This window comes from Acidovorax sp. SUPP3434 (genome assembly GCF_030159015.1).
Lineage (GTDB): Bacteria > Pseudomonadota > Gammaproteobacteria > Burkholderiales > Burkholderiaceae_C > Paracidovorax.
Genome location: NZ_BQXL01000001.1, coordinates 102,019 through 119,078 on the forward strand (window position 1 = coordinate 102,019; position 17,060 = coordinate 119,078).

Annotated in this window: 16 protein-coding genes; 5 read left to right on the forward strand and 11 right to left on the reverse strand. The window is 70.3% G+C overall.

All coding sequences use genetic code 11. From position 1 onward, the window contains the following. Positions 1-28 precede the first annotated feature (28 nt). From AVKW3434_RS00490 to AVKW3434_RS00505, 4 genes are all read right to left on the reverse strand, one after another. Complete coding sequence (locus AVKW3434_RS00490; protein WP_284403483.1) at positions 29-1,297, reverse strand: DUF1501 domain-containing protein; 1,269 nt, start codon at positions 1,295-1,297, stop codon at positions 29-31. 100 nt (positions 1,298-1,397) lie between these two features. Next, entirely contained in the window at positions 1,398-2,984 is a 1,587-nt protein-coding gene (locus AVKW3434_RS00495) for a DUF1800 domain-containing protein (RefSeq protein WP_284403485.1), read from the reverse strand. A 235-nt stretch (positions 2,985-3,219) separates the two neighbouring features. Next, on the reverse strand, positions 3,220-4,500 hold the full coding sequence (locus AVKW3434_RS00500) for an MFS transporter (RefSeq protein WP_284403487.1): 1,281 nt from the start codon (positions 4,498-4,500) through the stop codon (positions 3,220-3,222). Positions 4,501-4,607: 107 nt separating this feature from the next. After that, on the reverse strand, positions 4,608-5,036 hold the full coding sequence (locus tag AVKW3434_RS00505; protein WP_284403489.1) for a thermonuclease family protein: 429 nt from the start codon (positions 5,034-5,036) through the stop codon (positions 4,608-4,610). Between the two features lie 414 nt (positions 5,037-5,450). Between AVKW3434_RS00505 and AVKW3434_RS00510 the strand changes: the two genes are divergently transcribed. Next, the gene (locus tag AVKW3434_RS00510; RefSeq protein WP_284403491.1) at positions 5,451-6,155 is read left to right on the forward strand and encodes a hypothetical protein; all 705 of its coding nucleotides are present in this window, start codon (positions 5,451-5,453) and stop codon (positions 6,153-6,155) included. Positions 6,156-6,218: 63 nt separating this feature from the next. On the opposite strand, the gene AVKW3434_RS00515 is transcribed toward AVKW3434_RS00510, so the two are convergent. The 4 genes from AVKW3434_RS00515 to AVKW3434_RS00530 form a co-directional block, all read right to left on the reverse strand. Next, on the reverse strand, positions 6,219-7,181 hold the full coding sequence (locus AVKW3434_RS00515; RefSeq protein ID WP_284403493.1) for a tetratricopeptide repeat protein: 963 nt from the start codon (positions 7,179-7,181) through the stop codon (positions 6,219-6,221). Between the two features lie 138 nt (positions 7,182-7,319). Then, on the reverse strand, positions 7,320-8,018 hold the full coding sequence (locus AVKW3434_RS00520) for a pseudouridine synthase (RefSeq protein ID WP_502869004.1): 699 nt from the start codon (positions 8,016-8,018) through the stop codon (positions 7,320-7,322). 82 nt (positions 8,019-8,100) lie between these two features. After that, entirely contained in the window at positions 8,101-8,289 is a 189-nt protein-coding gene (locus AVKW3434_RS00525) for a hypothetical protein (protein WP_284402576.1), read from the reverse strand. Between the two features lie 110 nt (positions 8,290-8,399). Then, entirely contained in the window at positions 8,400-9,332 is a 933-nt protein-coding gene (locus AVKW3434_RS00530) for a M23 family metallopeptidase (protein ID WP_284403495.1), read from the reverse strand. A gap of 301 nt (positions 9,333-9,633) precedes the next feature. Between AVKW3434_RS00530 and AVKW3434_RS00535 the strand changes: the two genes are divergently transcribed. The 3 genes from AVKW3434_RS00535 to AVKW3434_RS00545 all read left to right on the forward strand — a co-directional run bounded on the left by AVKW3434_RS00535 (position 9,634) and on the right by AVKW3434_RS00545 (position 13,107). Beyond that, positions 9,634-10,863: a GGDEF domain-containing protein gene (locus AVKW3434_RS00535; RefSeq protein WP_284403496.1), complete on the forward strand. Its 1,230-nt coding sequence runs from the start codon at positions 9,634-9,636 to the stop codon at positions 10,861-10,863. A 120-nt stretch (positions 10,864-10,983) separates the two neighbouring features. Beyond that, entirely contained in the window at positions 10,984-12,267 is a 1,284-nt protein-coding gene (locus tag AVKW3434_RS00540) for a phospholipase D-like domain-containing protein (RefSeq protein WP_284403498.1), read from the forward strand. Positions 12,268-12,366: 99 nt separating this feature from the next. Continuing rightward, entirely contained in the window at positions 12,367-13,107 is a 741-nt protein-coding gene (locus AVKW3434_RS00545; protein ID WP_284403500.1) for a hypothetical protein, read from the forward strand. Positions 13,108-13,163: 56 nt separating this feature from the next. On the opposite strand, the gene AVKW3434_RS00550 is transcribed toward AVKW3434_RS00545, so the two are convergent. The 3 genes from AVKW3434_RS00550 to AVKW3434_RS00560 form a co-directional block, all read right to left on the reverse strand. Further along, on the reverse strand, positions 13,164-14,060 hold the full coding sequence (locus tag AVKW3434_RS00550) for an alpha/beta hydrolase (protein ID WP_284403502.1): 897 nt from the start codon (positions 14,058-14,060) through the stop codon (positions 13,164-13,166). A 170-nt stretch (positions 14,061-14,230) separates the two neighbouring features. Beyond that, on the reverse strand, positions 14,231-14,563 hold the full coding sequence (locus AVKW3434_RS00555; protein ID WP_284403504.1) for a DUF2322 family protein: 333 nt from the start codon (positions 14,561-14,563) through the stop codon (positions 14,231-14,233). Between the two features lie 122 nt (positions 14,564-14,685). Beyond that, positions 14,686-16,497 carry a glutamine--tRNA ligase/YqeY domain fusion protein gene (locus AVKW3434_RS00560; protein ID WP_284403506.1) on the reverse strand — a complete coding sequence of 604 codons (1,812 nt, stop codon included), beginning with the start codon at positions 16,495-16,497 and terminating at the stop codon, positions 14,686-14,688. A gap of 166 nt (positions 16,498-16,663) precedes the next feature. Between AVKW3434_RS00560 and AVKW3434_RS00565 the strand changes: the two genes are divergently transcribed. Next, positions 16,664-17,035, forward strand: coding sequence for a hypothetical protein (locus tag AVKW3434_RS00565; RefSeq protein WP_284403508.1), 372 nt, complete (start codon positions 16,664-16,666; stop codon positions 17,033-17,035). Positions 17,036-17,060 lie beyond the last annotated feature (25 nt).

Sequence of the window (17,060 nt, forward strand, 5' to 3'; positions counted from 1 at the left end):
GCCGGACCCCAGGTGCGCCGGCCCGGCCTCAGGCCAGCTTGAGGTCGCGCGGCCGGGTCTGCGGGAACACGCGGGCCAGGGCCGCGGGCGACAGCCCGTAGGTGCGGGCGAACAGGCCGCCCAGCACGGCACGGTAGTCGTTCAGCACCGGGTAGTCGCGGTTTTGGAACAGGGTGGTGGCCGTCAGCGCCTGCTGCTCGCCCGCGATGCGCCCACCCGCGATGCCCCCGCCCAGCACCCACATCACGCTGCCGTGGCCGTGGTCGGTGCCGCGGTTGCCGTTCTCGCGGAAGGTGCGGCCGAACTCGCTGATGGCGACGACCGTGGTGCGGTTCCACGCCGGCCCCATCTCGTCGGCGAAGGCCGCCAGGCCCCGGCCCAGCTCCTCGAAGCGGTTGGCCAGCGCGCCCGTGGCGTTGCCCTGGCCCACGTGCGTGTCCCACCCGCCCACGTCCACGAACCCCAGGTTGTAGCGCGACTGCATCAGCCGGGCCATGCGGCGTGCCGTGCCTTCGAAGCCCTTGGTGCTCAGCGCGTTGCGGCTGGCGGCGTCCATCTCGCCCTGCATGGTGCGCGCCACCTCGTCGCGCGTCTGAAAACCCTCGGCCACGGCGGCGGCCAGCGGCGTGCCGCCGTACATCGAGGCGATCAGCCCGGCCTGCCGGTCGTCGATGCCGGGCTTGGCCGCGCCCGCGGCGCCCAGGGCGGTGTTGGGCACGTCATAGCCGCCGCGCAGCACCAGCGGCAGCGTGTCGGTGAAGGCCATGGGCGACAGGTGGTCGTGCCAGCGCGGCTGCACGCCCAGTTCGGTGGCCAGGCGGTTGAGAAAGCCCGATCGGTAGTCGCGCCGCCCGCCCACGGGCTGGCCCAGCTCGATGCTGTCCTGCGTGTCGAAGTGGCTGCGCGTGAGGTCTTCGGTGCCCGAGAACGGCACGAACGCCACCTGCTTCTTCTCGTACAGCGGCATCAGCGAGCCCGCCAGCGCCGGATGCAGGCCCCAGTCCGCGGTGAGCGGCAGCGCGCCCCCGGCGTCGCCTGGCTTGGCGATGGCGATGTTGGGCCGCGTCTCGTAGTAGTAGCTGCTGGAGGTGGGCACGAGCAGGCTGGCGCAGTCGTACCCGCCGCGCAGGAAGACCAGCAAAAAGCGTGCGTCCACCGCCTGCGGCGTGGCCGCGAGGCTGGCCTGCAGCACGCCCGGCGCGGCGAGCGCGGCCAGGGCCTGAAGGCACTGGCGGCGGGTGGGGGCGGGGCCGGCCCCGGAAGGGCCGGGGCGGCGGGGGGCGAAGAAGTGCGTCATGGCGAAGCCTTTCAGCGGAACAGCGGAACAGCGAAACGGGGGGGGGGGCGAGGCGGGCGATGGGCTGCGGGTGGCGGAGCGCGCCGTGCGGCCGGGCCGCTCAGGCGTACATGAACTCCGGCGCGCTGAGCAGGAAGGTGTTCCATTCCAGCGGCGAGGCCGCGCGCGCCAGCGCCACGCGGGTGGCCGGGGCCAGCTGCGGCTCCAGCGCGCGGTAGTAGGCGCTCTGTGCCAGCGCCGGGGGCGCCACGCGCGGCGGCGGCGCGCCTTCGGGGCGGTAGAGCGCGGCCGCGCCCGCGCCGGCCAGGGCCCGCGCCACCTCGAAGCGCACGGCCATCTGGCCCGAACTGGTCCACGCGGCCGAATCGAGCGGGTAGCCGTCGGGCGTGGCGCGGCCATACAAGGGCTCTGCCAGGCGCTGCAGCCACGACAGGGCCGGATCGGGGTTGGCCAGCACGCGGTCGGCATAGCCCATGCGCAGGCCGGCCATCACGTACTGCACCGGGTCGCGCAGCCGCTTGCCCAGCGAGGCCTGGAACGGCGCGCTGGCGAACAGCGTCTGCAGCACGGCGGCGATGTGGCCGTCGCTGCGGGTGAACGACTCGGCCATGGCCTCCAGCAGCGCGGGCGGCGGCGCATCGCCCACGAGGTAGGTGGCGAGCTTGCGCGACACGAAGCGCGCCGTGGCCGGGGCGCGGGCCAGGCGGTCGAGCGCCTCGTCCAGTTCGGCCATGCCCTGGCCCTGCAGCGGCTGGCCCAGCAGCTCCTTGGGGCCCCAGTCGTGGCGCTGGGGATGGAATTCGTACAGGCCGTGGCGCACGTACTGGCGCGTCCACTCGGCTTTGAGCTTCGGCGGCGGCTCGCCCAGCGGGCGCAGCGACACGCCGTGGCCGGTGAGCACGCGCGCCATCTCCTGCACGTCGCGCTGGCTGTAGCCGCCGTCCACGCCCAGGGTGTGCAGCTCCATCAGTTCGCGCGCGTAGTTTTCGTTGATGCGGTTGGCGGCGTTCTGCGCGTTGTCCAGGTAGCGCAGCATGGCGGGGTGGCGCACGGTGGCGCCGAGCAGGTCCCGAAAGCGCCCCAGCGCGTGCGGGCGGATGGCGCGGTCCTCGTAGTCGCCCACCATGGCGCGGATGTCGGCCTTGCCGGCGAAGACGCTGAAGTGGTTCATCCAGAACCAGGTCATCTTCTCCTGCAGCTGCGCGGGCGAGTACACGGCCCGCAGCACGAAGCGGCGCTCGGCCTCGCGCTGCAGGGCGCGCATGTCGCGCTGGTAGGTCTCCTGCGCGGCCTTGCGCGCCTCCTCGTCGGGCAGGTCCTTGATGGCCTGCTGGCGGCCCTGCATGTCGATGGCCAGCACCTCCATGGGGGTGCGGGTGATGGCCATGGCGTCGATCTGGGCCTGGGCCTCGGGCGGCAGGGCCGCGGGGGCGGAGCGCAGCTGGGCGGCCAGGTAGCCCGCCGTGCCGGCCTCGGCCAGCGCCTGCTGCGAGGCCGCCGTGGCGCCCCACGAAAGGCGGTCCAGCAGGCGCACGCTGCCGGCATCGTCCAGCCCGGGAGGCGCGCCCCCCGGACTGCCGGCGGCCCAGGCACTGCCGCCGGCGGCGGCGAGCGACACGGCGGTCCATCCCAGCCAGTGCCTGCGGGTGAGGGGCAGGGCGGTCGAAGCGGAGGGCGAGGGGGTCATGGCAGGGCTCCATGGGGAAAACGGTGCCCATGGTGCAGCGCGGCGCGGGGCGCGGCAAGGGGGGCCGCAGGGGTTTTACGCCCGGGATACAGATGTATCCGCGGCGGCCAAAAAAGCTTCAAGCCAAAACCGCCCGCAGCACAATATCCACTAGGGCATATTGCTATCGAAATATGAGCGAATGGGTGGGCTGCGGACTTTTTGGTAACCGCTGTCAACCGCCGGGCGTTCAGCGTCAGCGGCGCTGGCGTTCCTCGCTCGCTTCCTCGAAGCGGTCCACGTCGCGCAGGGGCTTGAACAGGAGCGTCCAGGCGCCCACCACCGCCAGGGTGCACAGCCCGCCCGCCACCGCGGCCGGCACGGCGCCCAGCCACGCCGCGCTGGTGCCGGCGCGGAACTCGCCCAGCTCGTTGGACGAGCCGATGAACAGCATGTTGACCGCGTTCACCCGCCCGCGCATGGCATCGGGCGTGGAAAACTGCACCAGCGCCCCGCGGATGTACACGCTCACCATGTCGGCCGCGCCGGCCACCATCAGGGCCAGGAACGACAGCAGGAACCAGTGCGACAGCGAGAACACGAGGTTGGCCGTGCCGAAGATCGCCACCGCGATGAACATGCGCCGCCCCACATGGCGGTTGAAGGGCCGCAGGGTCAGGAACAGCCCCGCGCCCACCTCGCCGATGGCGATGGCGCTGCGCAGCGCGCCCAGGCCCTGCGGACCCACGTGCAGCACCTCGTGCGCATAGATGGGCAGCAGCGCCACCACGCCGCCCAGCAGCACGGCGAACAGGTCCAGCGAGATCGTGCCCAGGATGATCGGGCGCGTGCGGATGAAGTGGATGCCCGCGCCGAAGCGGTCCCACATGCGGCCCTGCGTCGGCGAGGGCGGAGCGGCATACGCCACCGTCACGCGCGACAGCAGCAGCGCGCCCAGCGCGAAGCCCGCGCAGCACACGGGGTAGGTGAGCGAGGCGCCGCCGGTGGCATACAGCACCCCGCCGATCAGCGGGCCGGTGATGCTGGCCAGGCGCATCAGCATGCTGTTGGTGGCCATGGCCTGCGCCAGCTGGGCGCGCGGCACGATCTGCGGCAGCAGGCTTTGCAGCGCCGGTCCCGAGAACGCCCGCGAGCAGCCAAACAGCACCAGCGCCGCATAGATGCCCGCCACGCCCGCCGTGCCGTGCCCCGACAGCCACCACAGCAGCGCGCTGCACACCGCGCCCACCGACCAGCTCACGGCCAGGATGTGCCGGCGGCTGGCGCGGTCGATCAGGTCGCCGGCCGGCAGCAGCAGGCACAGCATGGGCAGGAACTGCGCCAGGCCCACGCAGGCGAGGGCGATGGGCTCGCGCGTGAGGTCGTACACCTGCCAGGCCACGACCACGGCCTGCACCTGGGTGGCGAACACGGCCACCAGGCGGGCGATCAGGAAGGCGAGGAAGCCGCGGTGCCGGTAGACGCTTTCGGTGGCAGGAACGGGGGGAGCGGGGGAGGCGGTGGGAAGGTCGGGCACGGCGCAGGGTGGCTGGAGGGTGGCTGGCCGGAGCCTGTCCGGCCAGCGGACGGGCGGACGCGGCGGGCGGCTCCAACGGTGGGAAGTCAGCGCCGCATGCTACCGGTTTATCCGTGCGGGTGCTGTCGCCGGTAGTCCCAGGGGGCGCGCGGGCGCTTTTGCGACCACAGCCCGGTGTGGCTGGCCTGGGCCTGGCGCTGCAGCGCCGCCAGTTGCGGGTAGGCGGCCGCGCGCGGCGTGTACACCCAGGCGAGCCCGGCGCGCACCTGGGCCGTGGCCGCATCGCCCTGGCCGCAGCGCACGTGCGCCACGGTGCGGCCGTAGGCGTCGCGGGCCACGGTCTGCAGCGTGGCTTTCTGCCGCAGGCACAGGCGCGCGAGGTTCTGGCGGGACGGCGGGCCGAACGCCTGGCGGCGCTCGGGCGCATCGATGGCGGCCAGGCGCACCTGGATCGGGCGGCGGTCGCCGCAGCGGGCGGTGAGGGTGTCGCCGTCGCTGACGGCGACGACCAGGCAGAGCAGGGTGGCGATGGGCACGGGGGATCGGAGCGGGGGAGGGGATGCAATGAAGGCGGGCGCAGGGGCCGTGCCGGCCGCGCACTATAGCCGCACCCCGGAAAGGCGCCGCCCGCGCCCGGCCGCCACTGCCCAAAATGCAGGCACCGGGCTGCAAGCCACTGCCTGCGCCGATCCGGCGGGTTGTCCCTGGGGTTGTCCACAGAACGGCCCACAGAGGGCGGGCATAACTTCGGCATGCGGTGTGGAGGCGCTCCCAACGCAGGCGATCAAGGCGAAAAATGCTCCCAGGACAATCAGTACTAGGGCATTGCGCTATCAAAAAGGTAGCGTTTTGCCGGCCAGCCTGAAACCACTGGATACACTGCCGTCCGCATGCGCCGCCGGACCTGGCGGCGCAAGGCCGACAGCACACGACACCAAGGACACGAGGGCATGGCAACGGGGCACGACACATCCACATCCACATCCCCATTCGATTTCGCGCGGGCGGCGTGCCGCCGTGGCAGGGCCCGAGCGGCCGGCATCGCGCTGGCGGGCCTGGGCGCGCTCGGTACGGCGTCGCTGCCCGCCCAGGCCAGCGGCGCACCCCAGCCCTGGGGCCAGCGCCTGGTGCAAACCCAGGAACTGCCGGCCGAAGCGCTGGCGAAGTTCGCGCTGTTCCAGGACCGGAAAGACACCGCCGATGCGGACCGCTCCGCAGGCGCACCGCCCCAGACCCAGGCCTGGACGGGCGAGGAGATGGCGCTGCCCCGCAGCGGCAACCCCTACACGCTGGTGGTGCGGGTCTCGGGCGTGGCGCTGGCCGACGGGGATGCCAGCGCGCGCTGGATGGCGGGCTGGTCCATCCATGGCGCATCGCGCGGGGGTGCCGTGCCCCAGGTCGCCGCGCGGGGCGTGCGCGCCGGCCAGGTCGTGGAGATGGCCGGCGCCGCGGCGCCCTTGAGCTTCAAGGAAGACCGCACGGTCCCGCCGGTGCTGGAGTTCGCAGGGGTGAGCAACCTGCGCATGGACCGGGTGCGGCTGGAGGTGTGGTCGGGCATGCGCTCGTCCAACCCGGTGGAACGGCTCATGCCGTGGATGCCCCTTTTCACCGGGGCCGTGTTTCTGGGCCTGATGCTGTGGTGGCGCCGCCGTTGAGCGGGCGGTGGGACAGCGACGGTGGGGCAGCGGCGCCGGGCCTTGGGGCCCGCGCGCGTCCAGTCACAGGTCCAGCGGCTTCCCGGGCTTCCACGCATCGGCGCGCCGCCGCGCTTCGGCGATATCGACCGGGCCCATCCTGCGGGCCAGCAGCTGAAGGTGCACAGCCCCGTAGCGGGGCAGGGTGAGCGGGTCTTCCGGGTTGCCGCGGCCCAGGCGGTCGGCCAGTTCCAGCAACATGTAGGCGGCAACGGGCCGCTGGGCCACGGTGGCCGCGCCGTTGGCATAGAGATCGCCCAGCCGGTACAGCCCAGCCGCATCGCCCTGGCGCGCCGCGCGCAGGTACCAGTTCTCGGTCAGCGACATCTGGCGGGGTTCTCCGCCGCGGCCCTCCTGGTAGATGGCGCCCAGCCGCACCGCCGCCAGGCTGGAGCCCTGGTGGGCGGCCCGGGTCAGCCACTGCATGGACTCGGCATGGTCCCTGGGGATGCCGTTGCCCTCGTCCAGCATGGCCGACAGCAGCACCATGGCTCGCAGGTGCCCTTGCTGGGCCATGGCCCGCACGGTGGGCAGAACGTCCAGGCCCTGGCCGCGGCGCCACTGGGTCTCGGCCGCACCGAGCCGGGCCAGTTGTTCCATGCCTTCCCGCTGCGCCGCGATCTGCAGGGCGCGCGCATCGCTTTCGGCGCGGGCGATGCGTTCGGCGGCCTGGGCCTTGTTGTGGTTCCACTTCCAGCCCATCAGCGCCATCAGCACCACCACGCCGCCGGCCAGGACGATCAGGGTCCAGGGCTTGTCGCCGGGGGCGGCGGCCGGCTGGGCGCGGGCGCCCTCGGGCTTTTGCCGCGCCGCCACGCTGGTGGGAAGCACCTTGTCGTAGGCCACCTCGCACCGGGGGCATTGCCAGGCCGGTGCGGTATCGGTGGCCTGGCGGGTGTGGCTGCAGCGCGGGCACACGCGCACGGCAGCGGCGCGGGCGGCCTCGGGCGTCTCGACGGGTTCGAGCGAAAGATCAGGGGCGTTCACGGTTCCATTCCTTTTGGGGGAGCGATTGTGCTGCGCCTGCCCGGCCCGAAGCGCCAGCGGCTCGAATATTCGGCAAAAAGGCCGCCAGCACAATGAAATCTAGGGCATATCGCTATCAATTAAATAGCAATTCATGCGCTATCCTCCAGGCTCTGCGGGCACCGTCGCCGCCTGCCAGGTCCCCGGCGCCAGCCCGTCCAGCGAATAAGGCCCGATGGCGGCGCGGATCAGCCGCAAGGTGGGCAGGCCGATCGCCGCGGTCATGCGCCGCACTTGGCGGTTGCGGCCTTCCCGGATGACCAGTTCGATCCAGGCGGTAGGAATGCGCTGGCGCACGCGGATGGGCGGGTCGCGCTCCCACACGGCGGGCGGCGGCTCCATGCGGCGTGCCCGGGCCGGGCGGGTGGGGCCGTCGTTCAGCCGCACGCCGTCGCGCAGCGCGGCCAGGGCGGCTTCGCCGGGTGTGCCCTCCACCTGCACCCAGTACGTCTTTTCCATCTTGAAGCGCGGATCGGCAATGCGCGCCTGCAGCGCGCCGTCGCTGGTGAGCAGCAGCAGCCCCTCGCTGTCGGCGTCCAGCCGGCCCGCCACGTACACGCCGGGCAGGTCGATGAAATCCTGCAGCCCGCGCCAGCGCCCCTCGGGCGTGAACTGGCTCAGCACGCCATAGGGCTTGTGAAAGCGGATGAGGCGGGGCGTGCCGGGGGCGGCGGTGGCTGCCGCAGCGGTCGCAGGGGATCGGGCGAGAGTGCGTGCGGCCGGCGGCCGCAGTGGCAGGAGTGGGCGGGATGGGCGCGAGGGGCCAGGAGCGCGCGGGGAGCGGGGCGGGGTCGGCATGGGGCGGCAAGCATAGCGCGGTGGGCGGCCAACGCCGTGGCGACCGGCGCGGCATGGCGGGCCGTGCCGCCCGCGCAGGCTTTCAGTCGCTGCCGCCCGCCACGGCGCGCACGCCGGCCGCGCCCACGTCCACTGCCGTGCCCACCACGGTGACACCGACCTTCACCGTGGTCGCCACCACCGTCACCGCGGCATCGCCCACGGCCACCACGGCGCAGCCGCTGCACAGCACCGCCATCGCCGCGAGCGCGGCACCCAGAAAAGATCGCATGGAAACCACCCAAAAAGGCCAGGGGATCGAAGGCGGAAATTGTCGCTGCCCTCCGCGAAGCGGCCCCTTCTTTACCTGCCCGTGTCGGCCCGGCGCAACGCCCGTCCGGCTCAGACGGGCAGGAAGAGCGCCGGGTCCACCATCGTGCGGTTGAGCATCACGCCCCAGTGCAGGTGCGGCCCGGTCACGCGGCCGGTGGCGCCCACCGCGCCCAGGCGGTCGCCGGTCTGCAACTGGTCGCCCACCTTGGCGTTGATGGCGCTCAGGTGGGCATAGACGGTGAGCAGTCCGCCGCCATGGTCCAGCCACACGGTGCCGCCGCTGAAGAAATATTCGCCGGTGTCGATCACCCGGCCCGGCAGCGGCGCGACGATGGCCGTGCCCTTGGCTGCGGCGATGTCCATGCCGCTGTGCGGATTGCGCGATTGCCCGTTGAACACCCGCCGCAGCCCGAACGAGCTGGACCGGGGCCCCGGCACCGGAACGTGCATGCGCAGGTCGGCCGGCTTGGGCAGCGGTGTGGAAAACGCCGCCGTCACCTGCCGCTGGTGTTCGCGCTTGCGCTCGAAGCGGGCGTTGTCCTCGGCGGAGAGGTCCACGGTGCGCGGCGCGACGCTCAGGCGCTGCTCGCGGTACTTCTTGGGCGCGACGGTGTAGGGCACCTTGCGCGCTGCATCGCCCTCGGTGGCCGAACCCCGCACCACGATCCCGGCGGCGCCCGCCTGGGCCGCCAGCGGGATGCCGACGATGGCCGTCCACTCGATGGCATCGCCCAGCACGAGCACCGGCACGTCGCCCGCGCCTTCGTCCACGTGCGCCACCGGCCGCGTGGCTGCCGGCCCCAGCGACAGGCGCGCCACGCCGCCGGGCACTTGCGATGCACGGGGCCAGACGGACGGGGAGGGCGCTGGCGAAGGCGCGCTGGCCCGGGGCTTGGCCGCTTGGACGGGGCCCTGCCAGGCCAGCAGGCCCAGCGTGGCCACGAGGGCGGTGCGCCGGCTGGCCTGCAGAGAAAGGGAGGGGGGAGTGCGGTGGTCTGCCATGGCGCGGGCGAAGGAGGGGAAGAGGGGAAGCCGGCAGTTTAGCGACGGCGCCTGCGCCCGCGCCCGCGCTCGCCCGAAGCCCTGGCAGGCGCGGACGGCTCGGGAGATACCCTGCCTTGGCCACGCCAGGGCCGCCGGGCGGCGCCGGCCCCGTTACGATGGCCTGCATGCGCCCCGCATGCCCGCTTCCGCCCTGCCATCCGGTTGCCGCGGGCCCTTGGCCGGGTCCGCTGGCACCGCCGTCACCGGCGCAGGCGCTGCCCTCCGGCCTTCGCCCCTTCAGCTCCTGAATTGCTGCGCCATGCCGCCTGCCGCCCGCCCCCATTCTCCACCGCCCGGCGGATCACCGGCGCGCCGCGCGGCCGATGGCGTCCTGCCACCGCCCCCGGGCCTGCGGGGCCGGATCGACCGGGCGCTGTTCGGCCAGAGCAAGCAGGTGCGCATCCGCATGTCGCAGTGCCTGCTGGCGTTCGGCCTGCTGTGCCTGATCGCCCTGGTGCAGCAGGCCGAGGTGATGCTGGGGCTGGTGGACGCCAGTCAGGCCTGTCCGCTGACCGCCTTCGCGCTGGGCACCAGCTTCGTCTGCTGCCTGCTCGTGCGCAGCGGCCAGGGCCGGCGGCTGGCGCCGCACGATCCGTCGCTCTCCATGCTGCAGTCGGTGCTGGCGGCCACGGCGCTCGGCTGGGCCTATGCCATCACCGGGCCCGCGCGCGGTGCGCTGCTGGGCCTGCTGGCACCGCTGTTCCTGCTGGGCGGCATGTTCCAGCTGCGGGCGGGGCAGACGCGTGTGCTCATGGCGTACTGGCTGGTGCTCGTGACCGGGGTCATGCTGTGGCGCACGTCGGGCGATTCGCCGCGCTACGACCCGCGCGTGGAGGTCATCCACTGGGCCTTCTCGCTCATCGTGGTGACGGCGGTGGCCGCGCTGGCCATCCGCATCGGCCGCCTGCGCAGCCGCCTGGCCCGGCAGAAGGCCACCCTTACCGAGGCGCTGGAGCTGAGCCGCAAACTCGCCGAGCAAGATGCGCTGACCGGCCTGCTGAACCGGCGCGCCATGGGCGACCTGCTCACCCTGCACTGGACGGTGGGCGCCGCGGTGCACCCGCAGGACGGCCGGCCGGGCGAGCCCGCCACGGCGCCGATGGCCATGGCCATGATGGACATCGACCACTTCAAGCAGGTGAATGACACGCACGGGCATGCGGTGGGAGACGCCGTGCTGCAGCGCTTCGCCGAGATCGCCCAGGCCGGCGTGCGCGGGCGCGACGTGCTCTCGCGCTGGGGCGGGGAAGAGTTCCTGCTGCTCATGCCCGGTACCGGCCAGAGCGGTGCGATGCGCGTGCTGGAGCGGCTGCGCGGCCAGATGGAGCGCGGCGGCTTCGAGGCGCTGGCCCCGGGCCTGGCGGTGACGTTCTCCGCCGGCGTGGCCGAGCGCGTGCCCGGCGAGCCCCACGCCGCCACCGTGGAGCGGGCCGACAAGGCGCTCTACCGCGCCAAGCACAACGGCCGCAACCGCTTCGAAGCCGGCTGACCGCCGCAGGCCGGCGGCACGCACGCCGCCGCGCAGTGCGCTGCCACGGCCCCGTGCGCTGGCAGAGTTGGAGGCGTGGGCTTACAAGCGCGCACCCGGCGCCCACCCACAATCGCGCACATGAAAAAAACAGGCCGCACCCTGCTCACCGTAGCACTCACCTTCGTGGCCACCACCGCCATCGTGCTGTTCGCGCTGAACTTCACCGCCGGCGAGAAGAAAGTGCAGCACCAGATCCCGCGCCTGTACACCACCGCCCACCCGCAGTACGAACGCGCCATGGGCAGCCTGCTGGGCCCGGGCATCACCAGCGGCAACGAGGTGGTGGAGCTGCTCAACGGCGACCAGATCTTTCCGCCCATGCTGGCCGCCATCCGGGCCGCGCAGAAAAGCGTCACCTTCGAAACCTACATCTACTGGTCCGGCGACATCGGCAAGCAGTTCGCCGATGCCCTGAGCGAGCGCGCCCGTGCCGGCGTGAAGGTGCATGTGCTGCTGGACTGGGTGGGCAGCTCCAAGATGGACGAGAGCTACTTCACCGAGATGAAGGCGGCCGGCGTGGAGGTCGAGAAATTCCACAAACCCCACTGGTACAACCTGGCGCGCCTGAACAACCGCACCCACCGCAAGCTGCTCGTCACCGACGGACTGGTGGGCTTCACCGGCGGGGTGGGCATCGCACCCGCATGGACCGGCAACGCGCAGGACCCCGACCACTGGCGCGATTCGCACTACCAGGTCAAGGGCCCGGCGGTCGCGCAGATGCAGGCCACCTTCCTGGACAACTGGCTCAAGGTCACGGGCAAGGTGATGCACGGCGAGGCGTATTTTCCCGCCATCGCCCAGAGCGGCACGCAGAAGGCGCAGATGTTCTCCAGCTCGCCCTCCAGCGGCAGCGAGAGCATGCAGCTCATGTACCACCTGGCCATCACCTCGTCCGAGCACAGCCTCGACCTGTCGGTGGCGTACTTCGTGCCCGACGACCTGACCCGGCAACTCATGCTGGACGCCCTGGCGCGCGGCGTGCGCATCCGGCTCATCACGCCCGGCGAGCACACCGACACCGAAACCGTCAAGGCCGCCTCCCGCGCCACCTGGGGCGAGCTGCTGCAGGCCGGCGCCGAGATCTACGAGTACGAGCCCACCATGTACCACTGCAAGGTCATGATCGTGGACCAACTCATGGTGTCGGTGGGCTCCACCAACTTCGACAACCGCTCGTTCCGGCTGAACGACGAGGCCAACCTGAACGTGTACGACGCCCCTTTTGCACAGCGGCAGACGGTGGTGTTCGAAGATGATCTGAAGCGGTCGCGGCGGGTAACCCATCAGGACTGGCTGGATCGGCCGATGAAGGAGAAGCTGGCCGAGCGGATGGCGAGTTTGCTGGAGACGCAGCTGTAGGCTGCATGACACCGCTGCAAAACAGTTTTCCTCGGGCGTTGCATCTAGGGCTTTGAGTACACTTTGTGACAATAAAGCAAGTTGCAAAAGGGAGGTTTCATGAATGACGTGTATGGCAAAACTGCGCTCGATGGATCGATTTCTCAGCTGGAATCCGTCACCGCCAATTTTGCCCAGCGTTTCATTCAAGACGGGAAAGTGCGGCAGAGTTACATCGAGAAAACCCGCCAATTGGCGCAGGAGTACCGCGCCCGGATGGCATCAGGAGCACTCTCGGCCGACGATGCGACGCGGCAGGTTCAATCCATTCGCAACGGGCGTGTTCGTCGGCGGTGCCTTGGGTGCGCTGGGGGCCGATCTTTCGTTTGGATGGATTTTCTGATGGCGCTCCGACCGTCGCAGGCTTTTCAGTTGGAACATCGCCGCCCGGCTGAAAAAGAAGCGCCAGCCCTCGTGTTAATGCATGCGCCCAGCGCACGCACGGTCGAACTGCAAGGCGGGGTTCTGGAAGCGCAGTTCGAAGACGAACGCGGATATCTGGTTATCACGACGGAAGGCAATCCGCAGGAAGAGGCGCTTTTCGTCCATTGGCTGAATCCAGCCTTGCATATCGAGGATTCGCTGGAAATCTCTGTCGACTACACCCCAGGCATCTTTAAAAACCCGGAGGTCGCACCAGCAGCGCAGGCCATCATTTTTTCTTTTTTTGACGATGGAAAGCGCTGGTCGGTGACCGTTCTTCAAACGCCTCGGTGGCTGAGGCACAAATACCCCGTCAAGCGCAAAACGCCGTTCTGGAACCGGTCTTGGCTGATGGTGCGAAATGGGCTCGACGATTGATCATTGGTTAATTTGTCCTCCTGTTGAATAGGGCAGTGCAGGCCGTCGAGGCGAGTTCACTGAGCCGGCGGCACTGCCTGGATGAACGCCTCCACATCGTCCACCACCGGCGCAACCCAGCGCAGCGGCCACGCGAATGCGCCGACGAGCGTGGTGTGGCTGGCACGGGGATACGACTTCAGCGTGACCGGCACGCCAGCGGCCTGCAGCTTCTGCGCCATCTGCTGGGTGCTGCGCTCCGGGCTCACCAATCGGTCGTTGACCGGGGCCGCCAGGAAGGTGCGCGGCGCGCCAGGGTGTGCGAACTCGATGGGCTGGGCCTTGGGCGGGTAGTTCGGGTGGAAAAACACCGGCTGCGCTTGCGGGTTGTCGGTGGGAAAGAAGTCGTACGGCCCCGCCAGACCGATCCAGCCGGCAAGCTCGTTCGGCGTGTGGCCCGTGGGCTGCAGCCAGCGCGGGTCCAGCGCCAGCATCGCCGCGTTGTAGCCGCCGGCACTGTGGCCCATGGCGAACACCCGTTTCGGGTCGCCACCCCACTGCGCCGCATGGTCCAGGCCATAGGCCACGGCCAGTGCGCTGTCCTGCAGGAATTCGGGGTAGCGCACCTCGGGGTAGAGGCGGTAGTCGGCCACCATCGTCAGAACGCCCCGTGCCGCGAGCGCTTCGCCCAGGAACAGGTAGTCGCCGCGCTCGCCGCTGTTCCAGGAGCCGCCATAGAAGAACACCGCGACCGGCCAGCCGGCCGCTGGCGCCGTCGTTTTCGGCCGGTAGATGTCCAGTTGCTGGCGCGGCAGAGTGCCGTAGGCCACGCCGGCCTGGACGGTATGGCTGTCCTTGGCCGTGAGTGCATTGAGCGTGCCGACGGCGGAGCAACCGGTCAGCCACGCCGCCAAGGCCAGGATGCCGGTGACTTGCCATGCCGCGCGGGCCCATGAACGGTGAGGGTGTTTCAATCGCGCCTCCAAGTGGGTGGTCCGGCGATCGGGCCGGGACACAGGCGACAGGCTTGTGTCGGGCGGATTATGGTTGGCGCGCCAGCGCCGTGGCCGTCAGAGATGACGCCGCCATGGAGAGGGTGTCACTGCCGAAATCGCGATGCTTTCGAGCCGGCCTTGCCCGGATGTCAGGCGGCGGGCGGGAGCGCTGGTACCCGCTGCGCACGGTAGCTGGCCGTGCCGGACGCCCAGGCCACCAGGCGGTCGATATTGGGGTGCTTGCCGGGATGGGCGTGTGCATCGGCCGTGTGCTCTGCGTACCACTCCAGGCCCAGGCTGGCCGCTGCAGGCGTGATGGTGCCGCCGTGCAAGGCAGACAACGCGTTGTAGACGGCCAGGGAGCCTGCTTGTCCGGGCTTGTTTTCCAGCGTGGCGATGACCTGTCCGTCCGGGCCCAGCAGGTGCAGGGCGGAGAGGTCGGCAACGGATGGGAGTTGTTGAAGGCGCGAGGAAAAGTTCATTCTCGAAATCGGGAGTGCGATGCGTCCCTGGCGCTGGATGGCCAGGGACTTCCATCGTTGGATAACGGGACCGGCCCGCGACGGCGATGGCCGCCGTCGCCCGGGTCGGCTGTTGCGTTGGCTTACTTGCCCCAGGAGTCCTTCAGGCCTACGGCCAGGTTGAACACCGGCTTGCCCGCCGCGTGGTCCTTGCTGTCCGCCACGAAGTACCCGTGCCGCTCGAACTGGAACTGGTCGCCCGGTCGGGCGTTGGCCAGCGAGGGCTCCACGATGGCCGTCACGACCTTCAGGCTGTCCGGGTTCAGCAGCGTGAGGAAGTCTTTCCCGCCGGCATCGGGCTGCGCATCGGTGAACAGCCGGTCGTACATGCGCACCTCCGCCTTCACGCCATCGGCCACGCCCACCCAGGTGATGGCGGCCTTCACCTTCACGGTGTCGGCCCCGGGGGTGCCGCTCTTGGTGTCGGGCACCACGGTGGCCAGCACTTCGGTGATCCGGCCATCGGCGTCCTTGTTGCAGCCCGTGCATTCGATCACGTAGCCGCCCTTGAGGCGCACCTTGTTGCCGGGGAACAGGCGCTTGTAGCCCTTGGGGGGCACTTCCTCGAAGTCTTCGCGCTCGATCCACACTTCCTTGCCGATCGTGAAATGGCGCAGGGGCGATTCGATGCCTTCGGGCGGGTGGGGCAGGGCGGGCAGGCTGCAGGGCTCCAGGTGGCCGGCACCCATGACCTCGTCCCAGTTGGTCAGCACCAGCTTGACGGGGTTGAGCACCGCCATGCCGCGGTGGGCCTTGGCTTCCAGGTCTTCGCGCAGGCAGCCTTCCAGCGTGCTGTAGTCGATCCAGCTGTAGTCCTTGGTCACGCCGATGCGTTCGCAGAACAGGCGGATCGATTCGGGCGTGTAGCCGCGGCGGCGCAGGCCGACGATGGTGGGCATGCGGGGATCGTCCCAGCCGGTCACGATGCCGTTGTCCACCAGGTGCTTGAGCTTGCGCTTGCTGGTGACCACGTAGGTGAGGTTCAGGCGCGCGAACTCGTATTGGCGCGGCTGCGGCGCGGCGATGAGGCCGCCTTCCACCAAGCGGTCCATGAGCCAGTCGTAGAAGGGGCGCTGGTCTTCGAATTCCAGCGTGCAGATGCTGTGGGTGATGTGCTCCAGCGCGTCCTCGATGGGGTGCGCGAAGGTGTACATGGGGTAGATGCACCACTGGTTGCCGGTGTTGTGGTGCTCGGCGTGCTTGATGCGGTAGATGGCCGGGTCGCGCAGGTTGATGTTGGGCGAGGCCATGTCGATCTTCGCGCGCAGCACGGCGGCGCCGTCGGGCAGCTTGCCTTCGCGCATTTCGCGAAATCGCGCGAGGTTCTCGGCCACGGTGCGGCTGCGAAAGGGGCTGTCCACGCCGGGCTTGCCGAAGTCGCCACGGTTGGCGCGCATCTCGTCGGGGGTCTGCTCGTCCACGTAGGCCTTGCCGCTTTCGATCAGGTACTCGGCCGCGCGGTACATGAAATCGAAATAGTTGCTGGCGTAGTACAGGTGGTCGGCGCCGTCGCCGCTGGCCTTCCAGTCGAAGCCGAGCCAATGCACGGCATCGATGATGGCGTCCACGTACTCCTGGTCTTCCTTCTCCGGGTTGGTGTCGTCGAAGCGCAGGTGGCACACGCCGCCGTAGTCGGCGGCCAGTCCGAAATTCAGGCAGATGCTCTTGGCATGGCCGACGTGCAGGTAGCCGTTGGGTTCGGGGGGGAAACGCGTGCGGATCTTCGCCGGGTCGGGCTGCCCGCCGGCATGGTGGGCCGCATCGCCGGGCGTGCCGCCCCAGCGCGCCTGGGCATGCGTGCCCTTGGCGAGATCGCTCTCGATGATCTGGCGAAGAAAATTGCTGGGCTTGGCCGCGGCGTTGGAGGAGGGGTCGAGGGGGGCTGGGGAACTCATGGCGGCATTCTAGGCGGCGGTGCCGGGGGCGTTACCGGGTGAAACACAGCGCGCTACGTCCAGAAACAACATTGCAGGGGGTTTGTGCCATCCTTTCGGACATGTGATGCGTTGAGCATCCACGGGAGTTCCGCGATGGCGGGGCTCCCATCCAAAGGAGATTTCCATGACGAACAGCCGCTCTCTCTCAGCCATGGCCGCCACCGCCGGCGTGGCGCTCGCCCTCCTGGCGGGCACCGGTGCCGCCCAGGCACGCGATATTTCCTGGTCTGTGGGCATCGGGGCGCCCGGCGTGGCGGTCGGTGTCGGGGGCGGTGGTTACCCCGTCGTGGTGGCCCCGCCAGCCTATTACCCACCGCCCCGTCCCGTTTATTACGGCCCGCCCCCGGTGGTCTATGCACCCCCTCCCGTCTACTACCCGCCGCCACGGCCGGTGTACTACGCGCCCCCGCCTCCGGTGGTGGTCGCCCCCTACGGGTACTACGGCGGCGGCCGCCACTGGCACGGACGGGACCGGGGCTACTACTACGGTCGCTGAAACCCATCGCTGTCCCCTGGCTGCT

Excerpts from the sequence above, each read along its gene's own strand:
- AVKW3434_RS00530 (WP_284403495.1), bottom strand. The coding sequence starts at position 9,332 with ATGGCAGACCACCGCACTCCCCCCTCCCTTTCTCTGCAGGCCAGCCGG.
- AVKW3434_RS00525 (WP_284402576.1), bottom strand. The coding sequence starts at position 8,289 with ATGCGATCTTTTCTGGGTGCCGCGCTCGCGGCGATGGCGGTGCTGTGC.
- AVKW3434_RS00560 (WP_284403506.1), bottom strand. The coding sequence starts at position 16,497 with ATGAGTTCCCCAGCCCCCCTCGACCCCTCCTCCAACGCCGCGGCCAAG.
- AVKW3434_RS00490 (WP_284403483.1), bottom strand. The coding sequence starts at position 1,297 with ATGACGCACTTCTTCGCCCCCCGCCGCCCCGGCCCTTCCGGGGCCGGC.
- AVKW3434_RS00555 (WP_284403504.1), bottom strand. The coding sequence starts at position 14,563 with ATGAACTTTTCCTCGCGCCTTCAACAACTCCCATCCGTTGCCGACCTC.
- AVKW3434_RS00535 (WP_284403496.1), top strand. The coding sequence starts at position 9,634 with ATGCCGCCTGCCGCCCGCCCCCATTCTCCACCGCCCGGCGGATCACCG.
- AVKW3434_RS00540 (WP_284403498.1), top strand. The coding sequence starts at position 10,984 with ATGAAAAAAACAGGCCGCACCCTGCTCACCGTAGCACTCACCTTCGTG.
- AVKW3434_RS00545 (WP_284403500.1), top strand. The coding sequence starts at position 12,367 with ATGAATGACGTGTATGGCAAAACTGCGCTCGATGGATCGATTTCTCAG.
- AVKW3434_RS00495 (WP_284403485.1), bottom strand. The coding sequence starts at position 2,984 with ATGACCCCCTCGCCCTCCGCTTCGACCGCCCTGCCCCTCACCCGCAGG.
- AVKW3434_RS00565 (WP_284403508.1), top strand. The coding sequence starts at position 16,664 with ATGACGAACAGCCGCTCTCTCTCAGCCATGGCCGCCACCGCCGGCGTG.
- AVKW3434_RS00520 (WP_502869004.1), bottom strand. The coding sequence starts at position 8,018 with ATGCCGACCCCGCCCCGCTCCCCGCGCGCTCCTGGCCCCTCGCGCCCA.
- AVKW3434_RS00510 (WP_284403491.1), top strand. The coding sequence starts at position 5,451 with ATGGCAACGGGGCACGACACATCCACATCCACATCCCCATTCGATTTC.